The 22,908-nt window shown below is 64.5% G+C and carries 23 protein-coding genes; 17 read left to right on the top strand and 6 right to left on the bottom strand.

The genetic code is table 11. The features are described from left to right. Positions 1 to 8 precede the first annotated feature (8 nt). The 12 genes from ACSKT0_RS02030 (at position 9) to ACSKT0_RS01975 (ending at position 11,117) form a co-directional block, all read left to right on the top strand. Positions 9 to 971: a carbohydrate ABC transporter permease gene (locus ACSKT0_RS02030; protein ID WP_437772274.1), complete on the top strand. Its 963-nt coding sequence runs from the start codon at positions 9 to 11 to the stop codon at positions 969 to 971. Then, complete coding sequence (locus ACSKT0_RS02025; RefSeq protein WP_345451599.1) at positions 971 to 1,864, top strand: carbohydrate ABC transporter permease; 894 nt, start codon at positions 971 to 973, stop codon at positions 1,862 to 1,864. The genes ACSKT0_RS02030 and ACSKT0_RS02025 overlap by 1 nt, the downstream gene beginning before the upstream one ends. 48 nt (positions 1,865 to 1,912) lie before the next feature. After that, positions 1,913 to 2,662 carry a sugar phosphate isomerase/epimerase family protein gene (locus ACSKT0_RS02020; protein ID WP_437772273.1) on the top strand — a complete coding sequence of 250 codons (750 nt, stop codon included), beginning with the start codon at positions 1,913 to 1,915 and terminating at the stop codon, positions 2,660 to 2,662. After that, positions 2,659 to 3,795, top strand: coding sequence for a Gfo/Idh/MocA family protein (locus ACSKT0_RS02015; RefSeq protein ID WP_437772272.1), 1,137 nt, complete (start codon positions 2,659 to 2,661; stop codon positions 3,793 to 3,795). The genes ACSKT0_RS02020 and ACSKT0_RS02015 overlap by 4 nt, the downstream gene beginning before the upstream one ends. Before the next feature lie 9 nt (positions 3,796 to 3,804). Next, the gene (locus ACSKT0_RS02010; RefSeq protein ID WP_437772271.1) at positions 3,805 to 4,989 is read left to right on the top strand and encodes a Gfo/Idh/MocA family protein; all 1,185 of its coding nucleotides are present in this window, start codon (positions 3,805 to 3,807) and stop codon (positions 4,987 to 4,989) included. A 47-nt stretch (positions 4,990 to 5,036) separates the two neighbouring features. After that, on the top strand, positions 5,037 to 6,035 hold the full coding sequence (locus ACSKT0_RS02005; protein ID WP_437772270.1) for a sugar phosphate isomerase/epimerase family protein: 999 nt from the start codon (positions 5,037 to 5,039) through the stop codon (positions 6,033 to 6,035). Positions 6,036 to 6,137: 102 nt separating this feature from the next. Beyond that, a complete protein-coding gene (locus tag ACSKT0_RS02000; protein WP_437772269.1) occupies positions 6,138 to 7,022 on the top strand; it encodes a TolB family protein in 885 nt (294 codons plus the stop codon). After that, on the top strand, positions 7,019 to 7,492 hold the full coding sequence (locus tag ACSKT0_RS01995; RefSeq protein WP_437772268.1) for a heme-degrading domain-containing protein: 474 nt from the start codon (positions 7,019 to 7,021) through the stop codon (positions 7,490 to 7,492). Before ACSKT0_RS02000 ends, ACSKT0_RS01995 begins: the two co-directional genes overlap by 4 nt. Before the next feature lie 115 nt (positions 7,493 to 7,607). Continuing rightward, complete coding sequence (locus tag ACSKT0_RS01990) at positions 7,608 to 8,942, top strand: MFS transporter (RefSeq protein ID WP_437772267.1); 1,335 nt, start codon at positions 7,608 to 7,610, stop codon at positions 8,940 to 8,942. A 118-nt stretch (positions 8,943 to 9,060) separates the two neighbouring features. Then, the gene (locus ACSKT0_RS01985; RefSeq protein ID WP_437772266.1) at positions 9,061 to 9,591 is read left to right on the top strand and encodes an N-acetyltransferase family protein; all 531 of its coding nucleotides are present in this window, start codon (positions 9,061 to 9,063) and stop codon (positions 9,589 to 9,591) included. A gap of 71 nt (positions 9,592 to 9,662) precedes the next feature. After that, on the top strand, positions 9,663 to 10,361 hold the full coding sequence (locus ACSKT0_RS01980) for a DsbA family oxidoreductase (RefSeq protein ID WP_437773948.1): 699 nt from the start codon (positions 9,663 to 9,665) through the stop codon (positions 10,359 to 10,361). A 114-nt stretch (positions 10,362 to 10,475) separates the two neighbouring features. Beyond that, a complete protein-coding gene (locus ACSKT0_RS01975; protein WP_437772265.1) occupies positions 10,476 to 11,117 on the top strand; it encodes a TetR/AcrR family transcriptional regulator in 642 nt (213 codons plus the stop codon). A gap of 62 nt (positions 11,118 to 11,179) precedes the next feature. Here ACSKT0_RS01975 and ACSKT0_RS01970 read toward each other — a convergent pair whose 3' ends face one another. After that, positions 11,180 to 11,914 carry a LytR C-terminal domain-containing protein gene (locus ACSKT0_RS01970; RefSeq protein ID WP_437772264.1) on the bottom strand — a complete coding sequence of 245 codons (735 nt, stop codon included), beginning with the start codon at positions 11,912 to 11,914 and terminating at the stop codon, positions 11,180 to 11,182. Beyond that, on the bottom strand, positions 11,907 to 12,206 hold the full coding sequence (locus ACSKT0_RS01965) for a type II toxin-antitoxin system VapB family antitoxin (protein ID WP_059388531.1): 300 nt from the start codon (positions 12,204 to 12,206) through the stop codon (positions 11,907 to 11,909). The genes ACSKT0_RS01970 and ACSKT0_RS01965 overlap by 8 nt, the downstream gene beginning before the upstream one ends. A gap of 181 nt (positions 12,207 to 12,387) precedes the next feature. Here ACSKT0_RS01965 and ACSKT0_RS01960 point away from each other — a divergent pair, with 181 nt between their 5' ends. Both ACSKT0_RS01960 and ACSKT0_RS01955 read left to right on the top strand, forming a co-directional pair. Next, positions 12,388 to 13,296: a hypothetical protein gene (locus ACSKT0_RS01960; protein ID WP_437772263.1), complete on the top strand. Its 909-nt coding sequence runs from the start codon at positions 12,388 to 12,390 to the stop codon at positions 13,294 to 13,296. 52 nt (positions 13,297 to 13,348) lie between these two features. Next, a complete protein-coding gene (locus ACSKT0_RS01955) occupies positions 13,349 to 14,932 on the top strand; it encodes a stealth family protein (RefSeq protein WP_345449499.1) in 1,584 nt (527 codons plus the stop codon). Positions 14,933 to 14,937: 5 nt separating this feature from the next. On the opposite strand, the gene ACSKT0_RS01950 is transcribed toward ACSKT0_RS01955, so the two are convergent. After that, positions 14,938 to 15,879, bottom strand: coding sequence for a phosphodiesterase (locus ACSKT0_RS01950; RefSeq protein ID WP_345449501.1), 942 nt, complete (start codon positions 15,877 to 15,879; stop codon positions 14,938 to 14,940). Between the two features lie 609 nt (positions 15,880 to 16,488). Between ACSKT0_RS01950 and ACSKT0_RS01945 the strand changes: the two genes are divergently transcribed. From ACSKT0_RS01945 to ACSKT0_RS01935, 3 genes are read left to right on the top strand one after another with little or no spacing between them, the layout of a single operon-like run. Then, a complete protein-coding gene (locus ACSKT0_RS01945; RefSeq protein ID WP_437772262.1) occupies positions 16,489 to 17,961 on the top strand; it encodes an APC family permease in 1,473 nt (490 codons plus the stop codon). A 22-nt stretch (positions 17,962 to 17,983) separates the two neighbouring features. Then, complete coding sequence (locus tag ACSKT0_RS01940) at positions 17,984 to 18,622, top strand: TetR/AcrR family transcriptional regulator (protein ID WP_437772261.1); 639 nt, start codon at positions 17,984 to 17,986, stop codon at positions 18,620 to 18,622. 49 nt (positions 18,623 to 18,671) lie between these two features. Further along, positions 18,672 to 20,348, top strand: a complete 1,677-nt coding sequence (locus ACSKT0_RS01935) for an amidohydrolase (RefSeq protein WP_437772260.1) — start codon at positions 18,672 to 18,674, stop codon at positions 20,346 to 20,348. Here ACSKT0_RS01935 and ACSKT0_RS01930 read toward each other — a convergent pair. The 3 genes from ACSKT0_RS01930 to ACSKT0_RS01920 all read right to left on the bottom strand — a co-directional run bounded on the left by ACSKT0_RS01930 (position 20,345) and on the right by ACSKT0_RS01920 (position 22,826). Continuing rightward, the gene (locus tag ACSKT0_RS01930) at positions 20,345 to 20,830 is read right to left on the bottom strand and encodes a glutathione peroxidase (protein ID WP_437772259.1); all 486 of its coding nucleotides are present in this window, start codon (positions 20,828 to 20,830) and stop codon (positions 20,345 to 20,347) included. The genes ACSKT0_RS01935 and ACSKT0_RS01930 overlap by 4 nt on opposite strands. Before the next feature lie 95 nt (positions 20,831 to 20,925). Next, a complete protein-coding gene (locus ACSKT0_RS01925) occupies positions 20,926 to 22,314 on the bottom strand; it encodes a peptidoglycan DD-metalloendopeptidase family protein (RefSeq protein WP_437772258.1) in 1,389 nt (462 codons plus the stop codon). A 131-nt stretch (positions 22,315 to 22,445) separates the two neighbouring features. Further along, positions 22,446 to 22,826, bottom strand: coding sequence for a MarR family winged helix-turn-helix transcriptional regulator (locus ACSKT0_RS01920; RefSeq protein ID WP_364540001.1), 381 nt, complete (start codon positions 22,824 to 22,826; stop codon positions 22,446 to 22,448). Positions 22,827 to 22,908 lie beyond the last annotated feature (82 nt).

Here is a 22,908-nt window from a genome sequence, read left to right as displayed (position 1 = left end):
CCGTCGCCATGTCAACCACCACAACACAGTCCGGCCTCGCCCGGGCCCGTCGTGGGCTCGCTCCCGGCGGGTCCGGCGGCGGGTCCCTGAACCGCAAGAGCAAACTTTCGGGGCAGACCAAGCGGACGTTCTTCTGGCTCTTGCTGCCCTCGGTCATCCTGCTCGTCCTGATTCACGGCTACCCGCTGGTCTATGCCGGCGTCCAGGCCACCCACGACGGCTCCCTGATCGACACCGGCAACTTCGTCGGAGCCGACAACTTCGGCCATGTCCTGACCTCCCCGGCTTTCTGGAAGGCCGCCCAGTTCACCCTGTGGTTCACGATCGTCGGCGTCTTCGGCTCGTGGCTGGTTGGCCTTGGCCTGGCCCTGCTGCTGCGCACCAAAATCCCGGCGGGCGGGACCTTCAAGGTCCTGCTCCTGCTGCCCTGGGTGGTTCCGATCGTGGTCTCCTCCACCGCCTGGAACTGGCTCGTCGCTACCCCGGACAGCCTGATCCCCTCCATCTTCCGCAACCTTGGATTGGGCACGCCCCTGTTCCTGGCGGACCCCCACTTGGCCGCGGTCATGGTCATGGTGTTCAAGGTCTGGGTCAGCTTCCCTTTCATGATGATGATGATTTCGGCAGCACTGGCCTCGGTAGACACCACCGTGTATGAAGCCGCCAGCATGGACGGTGCCAGCAAATGGCAGCAGTTCACCCAGATCACCCTGCCGCTGATCGCCCGCTCCACCTACATCAGCTGGATCCTGATGACGATCTTCTGCGTCAACGACTTCCCCACGATCTACCTCCTCACCGGCGGCGGACCCGTGGACGCCACTACCTCCCTCGTGGTCCTGGCGTACCGCACGGTCTTCCAGGACTTCCAGACCGGTCCCGGCGTTGCCATCGCCTTCCTCATGACCCTCACCCTCGTCGTCGTGTCGGTCTTCCTGTACCGCCAGATCCGAAAGTCGAGCGTCGAATAATGAGCGCAGTACTCCACGCCCACCCCGAATCCGGACCCGCGCTCGGTGTCGCAGGACCCGAGAAATCCCGCCGCGTCCTCTCCGAAGCAGGCATGCGCGGACGCTGGTGGCGGTTCGTCCTGATCCTGGCCATCACTGCCATCGTCCTGGTCCCCATCATGGTCACCGTGGTCCTGGCCCTGACCCCGGGCCCCAACAGCACCGCCACCGGCCTCACTTTTGAGAACCTCAGCAACGTCTTCTCCGAGACCCTGGCGGCCACCTGGCTCAAGAACAGCCTCATCACCACCGTCAGCACCGTGATCGTCGCCGTCGCCGTAGCCGCACCTGCCGGCTATGTCCTCTCCCGCGGCCGGTCCAGGGCCGTTTCCGGCTACTCCCTGCTGCTGTTCGTCATGCAGTCCCTGCCGATCATCACGTCCGTGGTGCCGCTGTTCATCCTGTTCGCAAACCTGGGACTCGTGGACAACCTCATGGGACTGATCATCATCTACGTCGGCTCGACAATGACAGTCGCCACCTGGATGATGGCGGCCTACTTCGACTCCATCCCGGTCAGCCTCGAGGAAGCATCCTGGATCGACGGCTGCTCGGTCTTCGGATCGTTCACGAAGGTGGTGCTGCGCAACTCCCTGCCGGGCATCCTGTCCACGGCCATCTTCGCCTTCCTGTTGGCCTGGAACGACTACCTCGTAGCGATCGTGTTCCTGCGCTCCAACGAAATCTTCACCCTCCCCATGGGCGTCCAGTCGTTCTTCCAGCAAAACCAGACCGACTGGTCCGGCGTCATGGCCCTCGCGGTCATCATGATGCTCCCGCCGATCATCGTCTTCGCCACCCTGAACAAGTACTTCAGCGTCGGCGGCATCGGCGGATCCCTCGCCGGCCGCTAACAGCCGGTACCCGAACTTTTCACGCAACTGACAACGCAAAGGAAAACCATGTCTTACTCCATCCAGCTGTACACCCTGCGCAATGCCATGCAGGAAGACCTGCCGGGCACCATCAAAAAGGTTGCCGAGATCGGTTACACGCAGGTTGAACCCTACAATTTCGTGGCCACGGCGAAGGAGCTCGGCGCTGCGCTGAAGGAGAACGGGCTGAGCGCCCCGTCCGGTCACGCGCCGTTGCTGAGCCAGGACCAGGACGAGATCTTCGCAGCCGCCAAGGAACTCGGCATCAGCACGGTCATCGACCCCTACCTGCCTGCCGAGCACTGGCAGAAGGCCGAGGACATCCAGGCCACCGCGGCCAAGCTCAACGCCGCCGCCAAGAAGGGCGCCGAATACGGCATCCGCGTCGGCTACCACAACCACGCCTGGGAACTTGAGTCCACCATCGAGGGCCAGACCGCCCTGGAGTACTTCGAAGGCCTCCTTGACCCGGAACTGGTCCTGGAAGTGGATACCTACTGGGTATCCGTCGGCGGCCAGAACCCCGTGGAACTGCTCGCCCGCCTCGGTGACCGCGTGAAGTTCATCCACATCAAGGACGGCCCCGGCACCACGGACACCAAGGCCCAGCTGCCGGCAGGCCAGGGCACCATCCCGGTGCTCGACGTCGTTGCTGCCGCCAAGTCCCTGGAAGTCGGCGTCGTGGAGTTCGACGACTACGCCGGAGACATCTTTGAAGGCATCGCCGAAAGCCTCGCCTTCCTTCAGGACAACGCAGCACAGGAAGTGAACGCATGAGCGCCGCAACGCACCAGTCCACACCGTCCACCCGGCGGGGGCCCGTGGGCGTCGCCGTGATCGGCGCGGGCAACATCAGCAAGGCTTACCTGGACAACCTGACAGTCTTCCCTGACCTGAAAGTCCACGTCATCGCGGACTTGTTCGAGGAAGCCGCGGAAGCGCGGGCCAAGGAATACGGCATCCCCGAGTGGGGCGGCGTGGACGCGGCCCTGAACCATCCCGACGTCGAGATCATCGTGAACCTGACCATCCCGGCCGCGCACGTCGAGGTGGCCACGGCCGCCGTGAACGCCGGCAAGCACGTCTGGACCGAGAAGCCGTTCTCCCTGGACCGCGAATCCGGGCTGGCGCTGCTGAAGACCGCCGACGCCGCGGGCATCCGCCTGGGCTGCGCACCGGACACCTTCCTGGGCGCAGGACTGCAGACCGCCCGGCGGATCATCGAACGCGGCGACATCGGCACCCCGCTGACCGCGCTGACCATGTTCCAGACCCCCGGCCCGGAATCCTGGCACCCGAACCCGTCGTTCCTCTTCGCCCACGGCGCAGGCCCGCTCTTCGACATGGGCCCCTACTATGTCACCGCGCTGGTCCAGACCTTCGGTTCGGTCCGCAAGGTCGCCGCCGTCGGGTCGAAGGCCAAAGACGTCCGCGTGGTCGGTTCCGGGCCCAAGGCAGGGGAGGAATTCCCCGTCGAGGTCCCCACCCATGTCTCCGCGATGCTCCAGTTCGAGGGCGGCGCCTCCTCGCACAGCGTCTTCAGCTTCGAATCCCCCCGCCTGCGGATGGGCTTCGTGGAGATCACCGGCACCGAGGGCACCCTCGAGCTGCCCGATCCGAACTACTTCGACGGCGACCTCAAGCTCTGGCGCGCCGGAGCCGAGGAAGCGGAAATCATTCCCGCCACGGGACCGGCCAACGGCCGCGGTATGGGCGTGCTGGACATGGCCCGGTCCCTGCGCGCCGGTGTTCCGCACCGCGCCCAGGGAGCCCTCGCCTATCATGTGGTCGATACCCTGGTTTCCATTTCCGAGTCCGCCGAAACCGGCACGTTTGTAGGCGTCGACAGCTCCGCCGTGACCTCCCAAGCCCTCCCCGAGGACTGGGACCCGATGGCCGCCACCCTCTAGGAATCACTCATGACTAGCTCCGCCCCTACCCCCACCACCCCTCACGACGGCGAACCGGTTAAGACAACCCTGGGTGTTGCCGCGATCGGCTACGCGTTCATGGGCAAGGCCCATTCGAACGCGTGGCGGAACGTGGGCAGCTTCTTCGATGTTCCGGCCTTCGAGCAGAAAGTGCTCGTGGGCCGGGACCCGGAACAGGTCGCCGAGGCCGCGGCCCGGTACGGGTGGAGCGAGTCCGCCACGGACTGGCGCCAGGTCCTGGAACGCGATGACATCCACATCGTGGATATCTGCGCCCCGGGCTGGATGCACGCCGAAATCGCCATCGCGGCGTTGGAAGCGGGCAAGCACGTGCTCGTGGAGAAGCCCCTCGCGAACACCCTGGCCGAGGCCGAAGCCATGACGGATGCCGCGCGGGCAGCCCGCTCGCGCGGCATCCAGTCTATGATCGGCTTCAACTACCGCCGGGTACCGGCCCTCGCGCTGGCCCGCGAGCTCATCGCGGAAGGCCGGCTGGGCACGGTCCGGCACGTCCGTGCGGCCTACCTGCAGGACTGGCTCGTGGACCCGGACTCCCCCATGACCTGGCGGTTGAACAAGGAAACCGCCGGATCCGGCGCGTTGGGCGACATCGCCTCCCACGCCATCGACCAGGTCCTCTTCCTGCTCGGGGACACAGTCACCGAGGTCTCCGGCCGGCTGCACACCTTCGTGGACAGCCGCCCCGGCGCGGACGGTCCGGAACAAGTAACGGTCGACGACGCCGCCTGGGCCACGCTGACCCTCGCCTCCGGGGCGGTCGCCTCCGTGGAAGTCTCCCGCATGGCCACGGGCAAGAAGAACTCGCTCACGATGGAAATCTACGGCGACAAGGGCTCGCTCCTGTTCGACCTGGAATCCATCAACGAACTGGGTTTCATGGACGCCACGGTGCCCGTCCGGGAGCAGGGCTTCCGACGCATCCTGGTCAACGAACCCGAACACCCCTACATGGACGCCTGGTGGCCCCAGGGCCACGTCATCGGCTGGGAACACACCTTCACCCACGAAATCCGCGACTTCCTGGCAGCCATCGACGCCGGGACCCCGCCGTCGCCGTCGTTCGAGGACGGGCTCGCCGTCCAACAGGTCCTGGCCGCCATCGAAGAATCCGCCGATGCCAAGTCCGCGATCATCCAGGTCGCCGGGCACTGACAGCCCTGGCCTGAGGCACGCCCCGAAACTTTTCCCTAGGAGAACCAATGCCCCGCCCGTATACCTTGTTCACCGGCCAGTGGGCCGACCTGCCCTTCGAGGAAGTCGCCCGCCTCGCCTCAGGCTGGGGCTATGACGGCCTGGAGATCGCCGTGTCCGGCGACCACCTGGACGCCTGGCGCTGGGACGAACCCGGCTACGTCGAATCCAAGCTCGCCATCCTGGACAAATACAACCTCAAGGTCTGGGCCATCTCCAACCACCTCAAAGGCCAGGCCGTCTGCGATGACCCCATCGACTTCCGCCACCAAGCCATCGTCGGCGCCAAGGTCTGGGGCGACGGGGACCCCGAAGGCGTCCGCCAACGCGCCGCCGAGGAAATGAAACACACCGCCCGCCTCGCCAAAGCCCTCGGCGTGGACACCGTCGTCGGGTTCACCGGCTCCTCCATCTGGCAGTACGTCGCCATGTTCCCGCCCGTCCCCGAGAAGGTCATCGAAGCCGGCTACCAGGACTTCGCCGACCGCTGGAACCCCATCCTGGACGTCTTCGACGAATGCGGTGTCCGCTTCGCCCACGAAGTCCACCCGAGCGAGATCGCCTACGACTACTGGACCACCGTGCGCACCCTGGAAGCGATCGGGCACCGCGAAGCGTTCGGGCTGAACTGGGACCCCTCCCACTTCATGTGGCAAGGCATCGACCCCGTCTCCTTCATCTGGGACTTCAAGGACCGGATCTACCACGTGGACTGCAAGGACACCAAGCTGCGCCCCACCGGCCGCAACACCGTCATGGGTTCCCACCTGCCCTGGGGCGACCCCCGCCGCGGCTGGGACTTCGTCTCCGCCGGACGCGGCGACGTCCCCTGGGAATCCTCCTTCCGCGCCCTCACAGCGATCGGCTACAACGGCCCGATCTCCGTGGAATGGGAAGATGCAGGCATGGACCGCCTCCACGGCGCCCCGGAAGCCCTCGCCGCCCTCAAGAAGTTCGACTTCCCGCCCTCGCAGACCTCCTTCGACGCCGCCTTCAGCCAGGACTAACCACCCCTGCGGTTAGCGCGAATTGGCAGCAGATGACCCCAAAATCCGATTTTGCGGGCATCTGCTGCCAACTCGCGCCCCGAGTTCTCCCGAGGAAGCACTGTGATACGAACCCTCCAACCCGGCCAGCGCTGCGAAGTATGGATCGCCTCTGCGACCGGCACGTCCGAGCTGGCCTTCAACACGGACAATTTGCTCCTGGAGGCACCCAACTGGACGCTCGATGGCCAGGCCCTCATCCTCAATGGTGACGGCGCCCTGTGGCGGCTGGATCTTTCCGGCGGACTCGAAAAGGTAGCCATCACCGGCATCCCCGACCTCAACAACGACCACGTCCTCGCGCCCGACGGCACCACCATTTACCTCTCGGCGAATGACGGCCACATCTACAGCGCAGCCCTCGACGGCGGTGAGGCCACGAAGATCACGGACGACGACGGGTGGTTCCATTTCCTCCACGGCGTCAGCCCCGACGGACAGACCCTCGCCTACGTGGGAATAGAAGCAGGGGATTTCACCCAGCCGGGCCGGCTCATCACGATTCCAGCAGGGGGCGGACCAGCGTCCGCAATCGACGTCGACGGCCACTGCGACGGCCCCGAGTACTCGCCCGACGGCGAATGGCTGTACTTCAATACCGAGGCCTTCACGGATCGGCCGGGCCACGCCCAACTTGCCAGGGTGCGGGCCAGTCACCGCGGCACGCCAGAGCGCCTGCTTGAAAGCGGCACCGTTGACTGGTTCCCGCACCTCTCGCCCGACGGGCGCCTGGCCAGCTACATCCGTTTCCCCGGCGGCACGGTGGGCCACCCCGCGGACTTGCGGGTCGACGTCGTCGTTGTTTCCACGAGCGACTGGGCCACTCCGCTCCACACGTGGCCCCTCTTCGGCGGCCAGGGAACCCTCAATGTCAACAGTTGGTCACCCGACTCAACTAGGTTCGCCTATATCGCCTATCCAGGCGATCTCTCAGAAGGGGTCTCATGACCGACATCGCCGCTGTTGAAGCATTGGCAGCGCTCAAGCGCCAAGAAGAGGAGCTGATTTTCACTTCCTTCGATCACGGAGACGCCTGGAGGCTCGGCTCACTGTTGACCAACATGGCCCAGGAGGCCGGTCACGCGATCGGCATCGATATCCGGCGCCCCGGGCTCATTCTTTTCCGAGCTGCGTTGCCCGGAATCACACCGGACCAGGAATCGTGGATCGCACGGAAATCCGCACTCGTCTTGCGAATGGAAACAAGCAGCGCACTTGTCGAAGCCCGACTGTCCTCCGCCGGTATCGATCCGGTAGCCAGCGGGTGGCTCGGCGCCGACTATGCCGTGACAGGCGGCTCGTTTCCCGTGCGGGTCCGTGGCGTCGGCGTGGTCGCGGCTGTCACTGCGTCAGGCCTTTCATCGCAGGAGGATCATGACCTAATTGTCGAAGGGATCCGCCAACATCTCACCGCTTAGGCAAGAACTTCCGCCAAAAAATTGTTGAACAATTCTTCCATGTGATGCATCATTGGTTGTAGACCCCGATTGAGATCGGGATCACAAAGCCCGCCCAACGTTCCATGGAGGAACCATGTCCGCGACCACTTCGCCAAGTCCAACAAGGCGCAGCAAACCCTCGGCAGGCGCCATCAAGGCCTTCATTGCCAGCGTCACAGGCACCTCCCTGGAGTACTACGACTTCGCCATCTACTCCGTTGCCTCCGCGCTCGTCTTCCCCAAGATTTTCTTTCCCACGAACGACGAAACCACGGGCCTCCTGCTCTCCTTCTCGGCCTTCGCGGTGGGTTACCTCGCCCGGCCCATTGGCGGCGTTGTCTTTGGCCGGCTCGGAGACAAGATCGGACGCAAGAACGTCCTGGTCATCACCCTCATCCTCATTGGCGCGGCCACGGTCCTCATCGGCGCGTTGCCGGACTACCACACGATCGGCATTGGAGCCACGATCATCCTGGTCCTCCTTCGCTTGGCCCAGGGCATCGGCGTCGGCGGCGAATGGGGCGGCGCCGTGTTGCTGTCCAGCGAGTACGCCAATCCCAGCAAGCGCGGATTCTGGTCGTCCGCGGCCCAGATCGGGCCGCCCGCGGGCAACCTGCTGGCCAACGGCGCACTGGCTGTCCTCGCTGCCGTCATGAGCAACGATGCCTTCATCGCTTGGGGTTGGCGCGTGGCCTTCCTCAGTTCGGCCATCCTGGTTGCCTTCGGCCTGGTCATCCGGCTCAAGCTCGAGGAAACCCCGGTTTTCAAGGCCATCGAAGCCACCGGCGAACGGCCCAAGGCTCCCATCAAGGAAGTCCTCACCACCCAGTTCCGTCCCCTCCTCGCCGCCGCGCTGTGCCGGATCTGCCCCGACGTCTTATACGCGTTGTTCACCGTCTTTGTCGCGGTCTACGCCACCAAGGAACTGGGGATGACCACCGGCAACGTCCTGGGTGCAGTCCTGGTGGGCTCGGCATTCCAGCTGTTCCTGATCCCGGCCGCAGGAGCTGTCACGGACCGGTTCAACCGCCGGCTCGTCTACGGCATCACCGCTGCTGCCACAGCCGTGTACATCCCGTTGTTCTTCCTCATGATCCAGTCCCGCTCCGTCCTCCTGTTGACTGTCGGCGTCGTGATCGGCCTCGGGCTGCACGCCTTCATGTACGGTCCGCAGGCGGCCTTCATCACGGAACAGTTCCCGGCCCGGCTCCGCTATGCCGGAAGTTCCCTCGCATACACGGTGGCGGGCGTAGTGGGCGGAGCTGTGGCACCGTTGATCTTCACCGCCCTCTACGCCGCCACCGGTAACTGGATCCTGATCGCCGCATACCTGCTCGCCACGGCCGTCGTCACCATTGTCGGCCTCGCTTTGGGCAGGGATCCCGAGCCGGATGAGGATCTTCGCCTGCTTGCGGAAGCCCGCGCCTAAGCAGCCCGGCTCCGCGAGCGGAAAGCGGGCGGGCCACCGCCGTCGTAATCTTTCCTGAAATGCCCCTTAAGATCAGTCTTGAGGGGCATTTCTGCGCCCGATTGCCAGAGAGGACCGCATGAGCCAGACAATCCGTGAAGCAACAGCGGACGACGCCGGACGGCTGGCGGAGCTTGCCGCCGTCACCTTTCCGCTCGCCTGCCCGCCGGACTCCTCGCCCGAAGACATCGCCGCGCACCTGCGCAGGACGCTGAGTGCGGAGAAGTTCACGGAATACCTTGCCGATCCGGACGTCACCATCCTGGCCGTCGACGCCGCCGGGGAACTCCGCGGCTACAGCATGCTCGTGGCCCGGCCCACAACCGATACCGATGTAGCGTCGGCCCTGACGCTCAACCCCTCCACAGAGCTGAGCAAATGCTATGTGCATCCGGAACACCACGGCCTCGGTGCTGCCGCCGAACTCATGAAGGCCACGTTGGACCGCGCTGCCGGCTCGGGTGCGGCCGGGGTGTGGCTGGGCGTCAACAGCCAGAACGCCAAGGCCATCCGCTTCTATGGGAAGAGTGGATTCAGGAAGGTCGGGACCAAGTCGTTCCGCCTGGGCGATACCGTGGAGCACGATTTCGTGATGGAGCGGGCGGTCTAGGACGCCGGGCTGTGACCAGTCCAACAGCCCCTTCCGGGAATGCCCGGGCCCCGCTTCCGGTTGTCGCCACCATGAAGATTGAGATCTGGTCAGACGTCGCTTGCCCGTGGTGCTACATCGGAAAGCGCCGGTTCGAAACAGCCCTTGCTGAATTCCCGCACCGCGACTCGGTCGAGATCCAGTGGCGCAGCTACCAGTTGGATCCGAGCATCCCGGAACACTACGACGGCACAGAGCTCGATTACCTGAGCAAGCGCAAGGGCATGGACCCCGCGCAGGTCAGCCAGATGTTCAAGCACGTGGCGTTGCAGGCAAAGGGCGAGGGCCTCAACTACCGTTTCGACGACGTCGTGGTGGCCAACAGCTTCACGGCACACCGCCTCATCCACTTGGCTGCCGCCCACGGCAAGCAGGACGAAGCCAAAGAGCAGCTCCTGAGCGGCCATTTTGAACACGGCGAGGACATCGGAAGCCAGGAATACCTGGCCAAGCTCGGCAGCGAGTTGGGCCTGCCGCAAGCCGAGGTCGCGGAGCTGTTCAGCACCGACAAGTACGCAGAGGACGTCCGCGGCGACATCGCCGAAGCCCGGATGCTCGGCGTCACCGGCGTGCCGTTCTTTGTCATCGACCGCAAGTACGGACTCTCCGGCGCGCAGCCCTCAGAGGTCTTCACGCAGGCCCTCGCGCAGGCATGGCAGGAAGCGAATCCCCTGGTCGCCGTCGGCAGCCCCGACGCCGACGCCTGCGGCCCGGACGGCTGCGCGATCTAGAACCTTTGCGCGAGCTGGCAGCAGGCGACCCCAACGGCGCGTTGCAAGGTCATCTGCTGCCAGCTCGCGCCGCACACACCCAACTTTGCTGACAGATCCCTGTAAAGTGTCTGTATGCCTAGGATTACGGCCGCCAGCAATGCGGCGCAACGCGCTGAAACCCGACGCCGGGTCCTGACAGCTTTCGGGGAACTGCTCTTCACCCACGGCCTGCCCGGCTTGACCATGACCGACGTCGCGCGGCACGCCGGCGTCGGCCGGACGGCGGTATACAACTACTACGCCGACATGGAACAGCTCCTCATTGCGTACGCGCTCGACGAGACCGAGCGATTCCTGGGCGATCTGCGCGAATCCCTCGCCGCACTGCAGAACCCGGTGGACCGCCTGGCCCTCTACGTGCGCGCCCAGGTGGAAGACCTGAGCCGCCGGCACCTCCCGCCGGGCCCTGCGATGGGGGCTGTCCTCTCTCCCGCTTCCTTTGCCAAATTGGCAGATCACGTCGGCGAACTCAACCTGCTGCTCCAGGACATCCTGCGCGACGGAATCGCAGCCGGCTACCTCCCGCCCACAGACGTCGGCCAGCTGGCGAGGCTCATCCACGGAACTCTTTCCTCCAGCGCGGCACGCGGCAATGCCGCGATCGGAACAGAGCTGAACGAGCTTGAGGAGCGGTTAGTCCAGACCGTGCGGTTCATCCAGTTGGGCGCAGGAGCAAGGTTCGACGACGACGGCCGGCCCGCGCGCTTGGCATGACCTTGCCGCGGGGCCTTGCCGCGGGGCCGGCGGTAGCTGGCTCAGTCCATGGAAGGCCAACGCTACGGCGTCGGCATTACCGGCAGCTTCGCGTTGTCGGCGATCCGCTGCTCCAGACGGGGACAACTGAGCTTGCCCGGGGTGTTGTCCACGAGCTCCGGCGGCACCAGTGCCGAGAAGCCGGGCGCGAGGATGAGGTCCACGGAGGCATCCGTCCGTTGGTCCTGGAAGTAGTCGGTGCCCGCGATGTTCCGCTGGATGTTGAAAGCCGCCGCTTGACCGCCCGATCCCGAAACAACCATGGCCGGGCCGGTGTAGCTGGTGGTGGAGTTATCGACCGTGCCGACGTTGTATCCCCGGGCCTTCAACTGGTCCGCAATGTTCTTGGCCAGACCGGCCCTGCCGGCGGCATTGTAGATGTTCACGCTGATCTTGTTGTTGGGCATGTAGTCGAAAACAGTGGCAGGACACACTGCCGCCGGCACCTGGCTTGCAACGGCGGAAGGGAAACGGATCACGCCGTTGATGACTGCCCAGGCGCCCACGAGTCCGGCAACCACCAATCCGACGAGCAGCGCGAGAACGATCCCATGCAAGAGGCGGCGGCTGAACCACCCAGGATGGCTCTCGGGTCCAGGAGTCTCGGCAAAAGTTGCCCGGAGTTCCGGCCCGGTGACAACCCGATGCCCGTGCAGGATCGCCACGTCTTTCTGACGACCGGGACGTTTCCGGCGCTTCCTCGGGTCCGCATTTTCGGACACTGCCACTTGCTCCTCCGGGATTGTTTCGTTAACCATCTATCACCAAGACCCGGGCGTGGATGGCCGTACGCTGGTGGAGCGCAGTACGGACTGCACGGTGGAGCCCGTCTTCGAGATACAGCAGGCCTTGGTACTGCACTACATGTGGGAAAAGGTCGCCGAAGAAGGTTGAATCCTCAGCCAACAGTGCTTCCAGGTCAAGCGTGCGTTTGGTGGTGACGAGTTCATCGAGCCGGACAGGACGGGGCGGCAGCGAGGCCCAGTCCTTGGGCGTGGAAAAACCATGGTCGGGGTACGGGCGTCCCTCGCCCACAGCTTTGAATATCACTTTGCAAGCCTAAAGAAGTAAGGCGTCCAAGGGAACTTATGAGAAGTCGGTCACCAAGGTTGTGGCCAAAAGGTAACCGTTGACGGACGGTGCGAGCTGAAACAGGGCCGGCGGCCGCCGTCGGCCTTCACACCGCTGCCGCCACGGACTAACAGAGACGCGGGGCTGACAGAATGGGTTCATGACTGCTTCAATGCCAGGCACGCACCCGGCTGCTCCCGCCCTCGCACTCCTCCTCGACGTCGACGGCCCTGTCGCGAGTCCCGTGACGCGCGACGTGAAGCCGGAAATCATCGCCGACCTCGTGAGCTTGGCATCCGCAGGCATCCCCGTCATTTTCAACACCGGCCGTTCAGACGCTTTCATCCGCGAACAGGTCATGGCACCCATGATTGCCGCCGGAATGCCCGCGGGAACGGTGGTCCATGCGATCTGCGAGAAGGGCGCGGTGTGGTTCAGCTACACCTCGGGCGGCCCGGGACCCATCCATGTGGACCACGCCCTTGCTGTTCCGAAGGCCTACGGCGACGACGTCCGCCGTATGGTGGCGGAGGACTACGCGACGCACATGTTCTTCGATGAGACAAAGCGCGCCATGGTGTCGGTGGAACAGCATCTGGACGTCTCAAGTGACGATTACCTGGCCGAACAGAAGCTCTTCGACGCGGATGCTTTGGAGCTCATGGGCAGGCACGGGCTCTCCGCCGCGCTCCTGGATCACCACGCGCCAGAGTCCGACGACGCCGCCGACTACCGTCTGGATCCCACCATCATCTCCACGGACATCGAGTCCATCCGGCTCGGCAAGGACCTCGGCGCGAGCCGCGCGGTGGAGCTCCTCGCAGCCCAGGGAATCACCCCGCAGGCCTGGCGGACAGTGGGCGATTCGCGCACGGACTACGCCATGGCGGATTGGCTCCACCACAATGACCACAGCGTCAAGCACGTCGACGTCCGGCCCGCCGACGGCGTGCCCAACAAGCCCTACGATGTTCTTACAGCCACAGACCTCGGCCTGGGCGACGACATCATTCACGACGACGCCGGAGGCGCATTCCTGCGCAGTTGGCGTGAAGCCTTAGTGGGCTAGGTCCACCAAGCTCGCGCGAACCACAACCTTTCGGAGAAAAGCCATCACAGACATGGACCAGCAAGCAATCTACTTCGGTAGCCCCCCGTCCGACGACGATGCGGTCGTTCCTGAACCAACATCGCCCGCGGTCGACGCGCGCCTCAAGCACCGCCCCGACGTCGTCCGCCACCGCGGCCGCTACAGCTTGCTGAACCAGAACCGCACGCCGCAGCAGGTGATGGTCGAAGACCTCCTCGTCATCCGCGCCGCGCTGGACGCGGCAGGGCTGGACTTCATCCTGGTCCGCGGCAACGACCACCGGCCTGTGATCGCCGTCGATTGGAAGCTCCGGAAGAAACTGCGCCAGGCTCTGGTCTCTGCTTTCCGGAACGAGCCGTTCTACTCCATGACCGTTGACGCGCGGAAGAAATCCACGTTGCTCGTAGCCGATGGCGAACTCTCAAGCAACCGGAAGGCCAGGATCTTCCGGCTCTTCCGTCCACGCGTGGAACCCGGGGGCGGGCTGACTTACGGTCCTTCCTTGGGCGTGCAACTGGAATTGTGGGAGTTCGACGGCGATCAGCTCGTGTTGCCGGTGGAGAACTCCCTGACCCGGCGAACCATGCTGCGCCAGGACGCTGTCCGGGGCACAGTGGAACGCCACGGGCTGAGCTGGCCGACCATCGAGAACATGTTCGCGGACCACGCGAGCGACATCGACTTCGACGTCGACATCGTCTTTTCATGGGTGGACGGCAACGATCCCGCATACATCGCGGCCCGTCGCGAGCAGATGAAAGACGCAATCGTGGGCGAGGGCGACGCCCACGAGGCCCGTTTCCGGCAGATCAACGAGCTCAAGTATGCCCTGCGCTCCGTGTACATGTATGCGCCTTGGATTCGCCGGATCTACATCGCCACGGACTCCCCCGCCCCGGAGTGGCTGGCCGAGCACCCGAGCGTCAGGATCATGCGCAGCGAGGAATTCTTCAAGGACCCCACAGTGCTGCCAACCCACAATTCCCAGGCCGTGGAATCCCAGCTGCACCACATTGAGGGCCTCTCCGAGCACTTCCTGTATTCCAACGACGACATGTTTTTCGGCAGGCCCGTTGCACCGGACATGTTCTTCACTCCCGGCGGCATCACCAAGTTCATCGAAGCCTCCACCCGGATCGGACTGGGAGAGAACGACGCCGAACGCAGCGGCTTCGAGAACGCTGCCCGCGTCAACAGGAAGCTTCTCTGGGAGCGGTTCGGGCGCATCACTACGCGCCACCTGGAGCACACCGCAGCGCCCCTTCGGCGCAGCGTGATCGCAGAGATGGAGCGCGAGTTTCCGGCCGAATTCACCAAGACAGCGGCCAGCAGGTTCCGTGCGGCGGACAACATCTCCGTGACCAACTCGTTCTACCACTACTACTCGTTGCTCACGGGCCGGGCCGTGACGCAGACGGCAGCCAAGGTCAGGTATGTGGACACAACCCTGTGGTCCGGGCTGCACTACCTGCCCACCTTGCTCGCCAAACGCAATGTGGACTTCTTCTGCCTCAACGATGGGAGCTTCCCCGAGGTGGCTGCCGACGAAAGGGCCGGACTCGTGACGGACTTCATGGAGAAGTACTTTCCGGTCAAGGCGCCCTGGGAGAAGTAGGCCCCCTAGCGTCGAGTCATCTCCGGGCTCTTCGCGTCGACCCTGGAACCGCGTTCGTGGGTAGCTCTCTGGGGAATCCGGATGCCTGCTTCGGCGAGCCGACGCCTCGTGGCTTCCGGGCTGACGTACTCACCGACAGTCGGCGATTTGCCCAACGGCACCACCGAATGCACGATCGTCTGCTCGTAAACGTGGACAAGGTTGAACGCTTGGGCACCGTCACGGCCGCGGGTCCCGCCCTGCGGAACGTTGAGGTCCTGCGTGTAACAGCTCGCGGAAGCCACCGATACGGGGACACCGGCGAACATGGCCGTAGTGGAGTAATGCAGGTGGCCGCCCAGGATGGAGCGGACATCCGAATTGCGCACGACGTCGGCCAGCGCGGCTTGGCCGCGCAGCTCCACGAGGATCGAGAGATCGAGGACGCTTGGGACCGGAGGGTGGTGGAGGGCAAGGATCGTGCCGTCCGGAGCCGGCGTCGCAAGCTCCGATCCCAACCAGTCGAGCTGGCTCTGGCTTAGCTCACCGTGATGGAAGCCGGGCACGGAGGTATCCAGTGTGATGATCCGCAGCCCGTTGACGAAGTAGCTGTGATCCACCGGCGCGTTATTGTCACTCTGGTCGAAGAGGCCCGCACGGAAATTCGCCCGATCGTCGTGGTTTCCCATCGCCCAGATCACCCGCGCTCCCATCTCTCGACAGGCAGGTTCGACGATCGACCGGAGTTTGGCGTAGGCACCGGGCTCACCCTGATCGGCGAGGTCCCCGGTGAAGATTACGGCGTCGGGGCGGACCTTCGACGCATGCACTTCCGAAAAGAGTTGCCTGAGGTGGGCTTCACTATCAACCGCGCCGTAAAGGGGTTCCGACCCTCCCAACAGATGGGAGTCGCTAAGGTGCAGAAGTACGTGTCCTGGCCGCGGGTACTCGGCCTCGATGAGCTCCATTACTACCTTCGGGTCGGTAGGAGACGGCGCCTCCAGTGTCTGCCCCAATAAACCCAATCCAACCAGACAAAAGGCTAACGCAGGGTAACTTACGGTCGGAATGTTGGAAAATTACTCGCGTTGCCCCCGCGATCCTCGCTCACTTACAGGGCCACTTTCGACGACGCTAGCTCACCTTTGACTGCATTCCACCGAACGCTCGTTCACCAATAAGGCCATCCCACCCAACGCTCGCTCACCCAAGGTGAGCGAGCGTCCGGGGTTAGCGCCCGACGGCGGGCTGCCGCATCGGAGTGCCGCAACCCGCCGAAGTACGCTCAGCCGGCTCGTCATCGATCTGCTTCAGTCCGAAGGAATCCCCCCGCTCACGGTCGGCAAAGACCTCGGCCGCCCGGACTTCGATGCCTGGCGTGGTTACCCAGGAGGACCCTTTATCATGCGGGGCTCCAGCAGCCGATAGCCCAGCACTCACCAACGACGACATAAGTGAGCGAGCGTTCGCCAAAAAGGCGATATAGGTGAGCGAGCGTCGGGGTTGCGTGGTCCGGGGAACAAGCCCCGGAACAGACCCTCTTGACTGAAACATGTGCCGCCCCTCACAATAAGCGAATGGCTTTCACTAAAGAAGAGGCGGCCCTCATGCCGTCCGCGCCCGTCAGCGTTGACGGCGGATTGAAGAAGAACGCAATCGGCACTCGCGACATTGTGTTCATGTTGGTGTCAGCGGCCGCTCCGCTGACCATCGTCGTCGGCATCGCCCCGCTCGCCCTCGCGGTGGGCGGCGTCGGCGCTCCCTCCATCTACATCGCCGCGGCTATCGGCCTGGGCCTGTTCGCCATCGGTTTCATGGCGCTCACCCGCCACGTCCGCTCGTACAGCGGCTTCTACGGCTACATATCGAAAACCCTCGGCCGCGTGGTCGGCCTCGGCTCCGGCCTCACCGCTTGGATGAGCTACAACGGCCTGCAAATCGGCCTCTACGGACTGCTCGGTATTCAAGCCAACCTCGCCGTCAAATCCTTCACCGGCGTGGAACTTCCCTGGTGGCTCTACGCGATCGTCTCAATCGGGGCCGTCTGGTACCTGGGCTGGCGCGGGATCGACGTCGGCGCCAGGGTCCTCGCCGTCCTGCTCACCCTCGAAACCGCGATCGTTGCCATCGTCGCCGCGTTCGTCCTGGCCCAAGGCGGCGCACACGGCATCAGCTTTGAATCATTCAGCCCGCAGGCCATCTTCTCCCCGCAGTTCGCCGCGGTCCTGGGCCTGGGTTTCTCCGCCTTCATGGGATTTGAATCCGGAGCCCTGTACCGGGAAGAAGCCCGGGACCCGGACCGCAGCGTCCCCCGTGCCACTTACATCTCCGTCGCCTTCATCGGCGCGTTCTACGCCTTCGCCGTCTGGATCATCGTCCAGGCCTTCGGAGCTGACGCCGTCCAAGCGTTCGCCGCCGGCCACCTCGACGCCGGGGACACCGCCTACATCGCAGCGGGCAACTTCGCGGGCGGCTGGTGCGTGAACCTGATGAGCGTGCTGATCGTCACCAGCATCTTCGCCGCCCAGCTCTCCTTCCACAACACCATCAACCGCTATACCTTGTCCCTGAGCCGCGAGGGCATCTTCCCGAAGCGCTCAGGCCGGATCAGCCCGCGATACCGCACCCCCTCGGTGGCCGGCTTCGACCAGACCCTCCTCGCGCTCGCCCTCGTGATCGGCGCGGCCCTGCTCCAGCTGGACCCGTTCACCCAGTTCCTGATCTGGACGAACACCCCGGGAGTGATCGGCGTCCTCCTCCTGCAGGCACTCACGGGCGTCGGCGTCGTGGTCTTCTTCACCCGCCTCAAGGACCACGGCCTTCGCTGGTACGTCATGCCTTCCGCCGTAGCAGCCACGATCATCATGTGCGCGGTGACCTACCTGATGGCCAACAACGCCCAATTGCTCACCGGCCTCCCGGCCGGGGACCCCGTCAACACCACACTGCTCGTATTTGCACCGCTCTTGTTTGCGGCAGGAACCGTGCTGGCCCTCGTGCTACGTAAGGTCAACCCGGCGGCCTACCAGCGCATCGGCCACGCCGAGTGATCCCGGAGCCTAGTCTTGAGGAATGCAGACTCCCAGCAAAACCAGCCAGCTAGGACGGCCCCGGACACCAAGGCTCTCGCGGAAGGCGATCGGCCGCGCGGCCCTGGAGATGTTCGAGGAGGAAGAGAGCCTCTCGATCCCGCGGCTCGCGGAACGCTTGGGCGTCAGGCAGTCATCTTTCTACAAGCACGTCACGGGTCGCCAAGAGATCATCGAGCTGGCCCGTGGCGCGCTCGTGGACAGGGCTCCGATGCCCGAGTTGCCGTCCGGCAGCCTCGACGACGTCATCCGCGAGATCTTCGACTCCCTCCGCAAGGCCTACAGCCTGGTCCCGGCACTCCTTCCCCTCCTGCTCACGCAGCCGGTGTCACACCCGGCGGCCTTGGAGCGATACGACCAGTTTGTCGAAGCGTTCGAGATCGCGGGGGCACCCCGGCACCTCATCATTCCCGCGTTGGAAACCCTCGACAGCGCAGCGATCGGCGCGAGCCTCGACGCAATGACGATGGAATCCGCATGGAGCATCAACCAAGAGGAGGAACGCACTTATCCCCATCTGTTTGCGGCAAAAAAAGCCGTGGCAGAGCACCCCGTAGACCGCTTCGCGTTCCTGGCCGATGTCCTTTCGGCCGGATTGAAGGCGGCCATCGACGACGACTGATCCTCACCGGGCCGGCGTCGGAAACCCGAACACAACAAGGAGTTACATCGTGACCACGCCCGAGCCCATCGATCTCGTCATCTTCTCGTCCAGCATCCTCGACGGTGAGGCGCTCACTGAGACCGCCGGTTTCGTCGCCATCTCACATGGCCGCATCGCGTACGTCGGCCGCGCCGAGGCTGCCGATGAATGGACCGCACGAGCCAAACAGGTGATCGACGTCGGTGACGCAACAGTCTGCCCCGGCCTGATCGACGCCCACATCCACCCCATCCATGGAGCGGAAATAGCCCGTGGCCTTGACCTGGGCGGGATCACCGAGCTCGACGACGTCCGCGTAGCCCTTGCGTGGTACGCAGCTTCCACGCCGCACGCCGTCGGCTCCGATTGGTTGTTCGCTTGGGGCCTCGACCCTGCCATCTTCGGGGATGCGGTCTTCGACAACTCCCTCTTCGACGGCATCCTCGACGACGAACTCGTGTTCATCACCCTGTTCGACGGCCATGCCTCGCTTGTGTCCGACGCCGCCCTCAAGCTCGCCGGCGTCACCGGAACGGAAGAACTGCCCAGCACCGGCTACGTCGGCCTCGACCAGCACGGCAAGCCCAACGGCATGCTCTACGAAATGGCCGCCCAGGAGCTCGTTCGCCGCGTCCTTCCCCAGCCCTCCTTCGAGCAGCGCGTCAACGAACTTGGGAAGCTCCTGCGTTCCATGGCAGAATCCGGGCTCGTAGCGGGCCAGATGCTGGACTTCGGGGCCCCGGACACCCTCGAAGTGCTGGAGGCCCTGGAGCGCAAAAGCGAGCTCGCCATCCGGCTGCGGATCTCGCCGTGGGTCATGCCCGGCGCCACCGAGGAGGACCTGAAAGCCATGCTGACGATGCAGGGCCGGCACGGGAGGCGCTGGCACGTTCACGGCATCAAGCTCATGATGGATGGCACCATCGACAACGGCACGGCGTGGCTCTTTGAACCCGACACCCACGGAGAATCACTCCACCCGCTCTGGCACGATCCGGAGGCCCTTGCCGCAGCCATGAAGTTCTTCCACGAACACGGCATCCCCACCACCACGCATGCCATCGGCGACCGGGCGGTGTCCTTCGTCGCGCGGACCATCGGCGCCCTTCCCAAGAACGGCACGGTCCACCGGATCGAGCACATCGAGTCCATCCCGGATTCGGTCTTAGCGGAAATCATCAGCGCGGGTGCCGCAACGAGCCTGCAGCCGACGCATTGCGCCCTCTACAGCCGCGCCGACCACACCGACAACTGGTCCCGCAGGCTTGGCAGCGAACGGGCCAACCACGCGTGGCGGACCCGCGATCTCCGCGCCGCCGGAGCCATCGTCGCACTCGGATCGGACTGGCCTATCGCGCCTTTCGACCCGCGGGCGATCATCGCCTCAGCGCAGACGCGCCGACCGGCCGGCCGGCCCGACGTCGAGCCCGTCCAGCCCCAGCAGGCGCTGTCCGCGCGTGCCGCTCTCGAAGGTTACACGAGCCAATACTGGCGATCGGTCGGCGAGGAAGGCGGAATCGTAGAGAGCGGAGCCCGCGCCGATCTGACGGTGGTCCTACACAATCCGCTGACCACCGCGCCGGACGAATTCGCGCAGACGCCGGTGATCCTGACGGTTGTTGACGGAGAAATCGTTGTTGACAACCGTCAGACCCTCGCCAGTGGCATCGCCGACCTTGGTGAGGAATCTTTCCAGCCTGCTTAAGCGAGAGCCTCTTCGAGTGCCTCGATGAGCTCTTGGGAATCGGGCTCGACGACGGACGGGAAGCGGGCGATTACCTCGCCTTCGCGGCTCACGAGGAACTTTTCGAAGTTCCACTTCACCTTCTGCGGTTTGGAGCCGTCGGCCGTCCGGGTGAGTTCGGCGTACAGGGGGTGCTGCTCCTTGCCCCGGACCTTGGACTTGCTCGCGAGCGGGAACGAGACTCCGAAATTGCGCTGGCAGAAGTCCGCGATCTCGGCGTCGGAACCCCGTTCCTGGCCGGCAAACTGGTTGCACGGCACACCCAGAATCTCGAATCCACGGTCGCGGTATTTGCCGTAGAGCTCCTCAAGTCCCGAGTACTGGCGCGTGAAACCACACTTCGAAGCCACGTTGACTACCAGTACGGCTTTGCCCTCGAAACGCCCGAAGTCGGCCTGGGAGCCGTCGTTGAACGTCAAGGGGATGCTATAGATCGGGGACATTGAATCGCTTCCTTACGACGTGGAACCTTGGCAAACTGCCGCATTCGAGTCTACGCGCGGCTGGACGGGCTCCAGGAAGGCGATGACTTCTACGGCTAAGGGGCCGTAGGGGTGGTTTTGGTAGTTACGGTAGCCGACGGCTTGGGGCTGGCGGGCGCTGACGGCGTGGGTTTGATGGGTGCCGGCGTCGTGGGCGCCGGCGGGGGCGACTGGGTGTGTGTCACGGTCGGTACCGGCGCGGGAAGGCTCGACGTCGGCGCCACCGTGGGCGGTACCGTCACCGTGGGCGGTGCGGTCACGGTGGGAGCCTGAGTCACGGTAGGGCTCGGCGTCTTGCTTGGAGTGGGAGTGGCACTCGGCGAGGGCGTCGCGGTCGGGGTGCCAGTCCGCGGCGCACTCGGGGTGCCAGTCCGCGGCGCACTCGGGGTGGCAGTCGGCGTCGCGGTCGGGCTCGGCGTCCCCGTTCGGGTGCCAGTCGGACTCGCCGTCGGACTACCAGTGGGTGACGCCGTCGGCGTTTGCTTGCCTGTAGCAGACGGGCTCGGCGGCACAACCTTCGCTTCCTGCACTCCGCCGGTCACCGCCTCTCTCGAGGGCACGGCTCCCGGGTCAGTCGGCACGGCCCCGGGGATGGACCAGACAGACCCCGCCGAGGTCGCGGTGGCGGAACCTGGCTGGTAGCTGACCATCGGGATATCGCCGAGGGGATCCACCTGATTGGTTGGCAGGAACGTCCAGTTCATAGGGTTGGTGTAAACGCCCTTGAGGATCGTCTCGAAGTGCAAGTGGCAACCGGTCGAGGAACCCGTGGTTCCCACTCTGGCAATGACCTCGCCTACCCGGACCGATTGCCCCTTGGTCACTGCAATTCCCTGCAGGTGGTTGTATGTGGTGACAAGGCCGTTGCCGTGATCAATTTCCACGCGGTTGCCGCCACCCCACGGGTGCCAACCCACGGCCCGGACAACGCCGGAGTCGGCTGCGTAGACGAGCGTGCCGCAAGCCGCGGCGAAGTCCTGGCCCCAGTGGAACTCACCCGGTAATCCGGTGAAAGGATCGATCCTCAACCCGAAGGGAGAGCTCGGAAGCAGCGTTTCCAGCGGCGCGTAGAGTTTACCGGCAGGGGGCCGGTCGAGGGAACTCGACGAGACGTTGAGAGTGCCGACGCCGTTCTTGTCGAGGGTTTGGACCGGGGAACGTTCAAAAGACACCGTGGCTTTGTCACCTGCCTGGACCGGGGCCGATGTCACGCTTTGAGGCGCGGCCTCCTGCGCGCTGGACGCGGCACCATCGGTGGGCAGCATGCCGGGTTCGACTTGGCCCGTGGCCAAGGATCTGTCCCTTGCCGGTCCGCCCAAGCCCGGGCCCTGGAAACCAAAAGCGAGGATCACCACGACAGCGAGGAAGCAGGCCGAAAGGACCCGTCCAAATTTTCTTGTGAGCACCAGATCGACAATCCGGTCAGACTCATGATGCTTTCCCACAGCGGCTCCTGAGACAGGCGCTCATCCCCAGTACGGGCGCGCTTGTCCCATTGTGGCCGCTATGAAATTGATTGGGAACACTCGACTTCATACTTGGCCGGTCCGCGAAACACTCGCCGGACCGTAGCGGGCTACTCGCCGAGGTTCTCTTTCAGCAGCGCGCGGTGCTCGACGGCGGCATCCGAATGCAGCGCGCGGCCGGCGTCGGTGAGCTCGAGGTACAACGAGCGGCGGTCATCCGCGCAGGTTACGCGCGAGACGAGTCCGGCTTTCTCCAAGCGGTCGACAACCTTGGAGACGGCGCTCTGGGTCATGGGAGTCCGCTCCCCGAGTGCCTTCATGCGGCAGGCGGAGTCGACGCTTTCGGCAACGAGATCGAGGATTTCGAATTCGTTGAGGCCGATGTCGAACTTGGCTTCGAGGGCGCGGTCGATGGCGGCCGCGGTGCGGAAGTACGAGTTCTGGATGCTGCGCCATTGCTCAACCAGCTGGCGATCCTGCGTTGTTGCCATGGTGCGATTCTAGTCGAAACCCCAAATAAAGTCCACGTCATAAGATTCCTAGTCATATTCCTTGTCATTGAATGACGCGTCA

It is taken from the genome of Arthrobacter sp. KNU40, from assembly GCF_051515115.1.
GTDB lineage: Bacteria > Actinomycetota > Actinomycetes > Actinomycetales > Micrococcaceae > Arthrobacter.
Note: the sequence above shows the minus strand (reverse complement) of the source record. Positions and strands in the feature narration are given on the sequence as shown.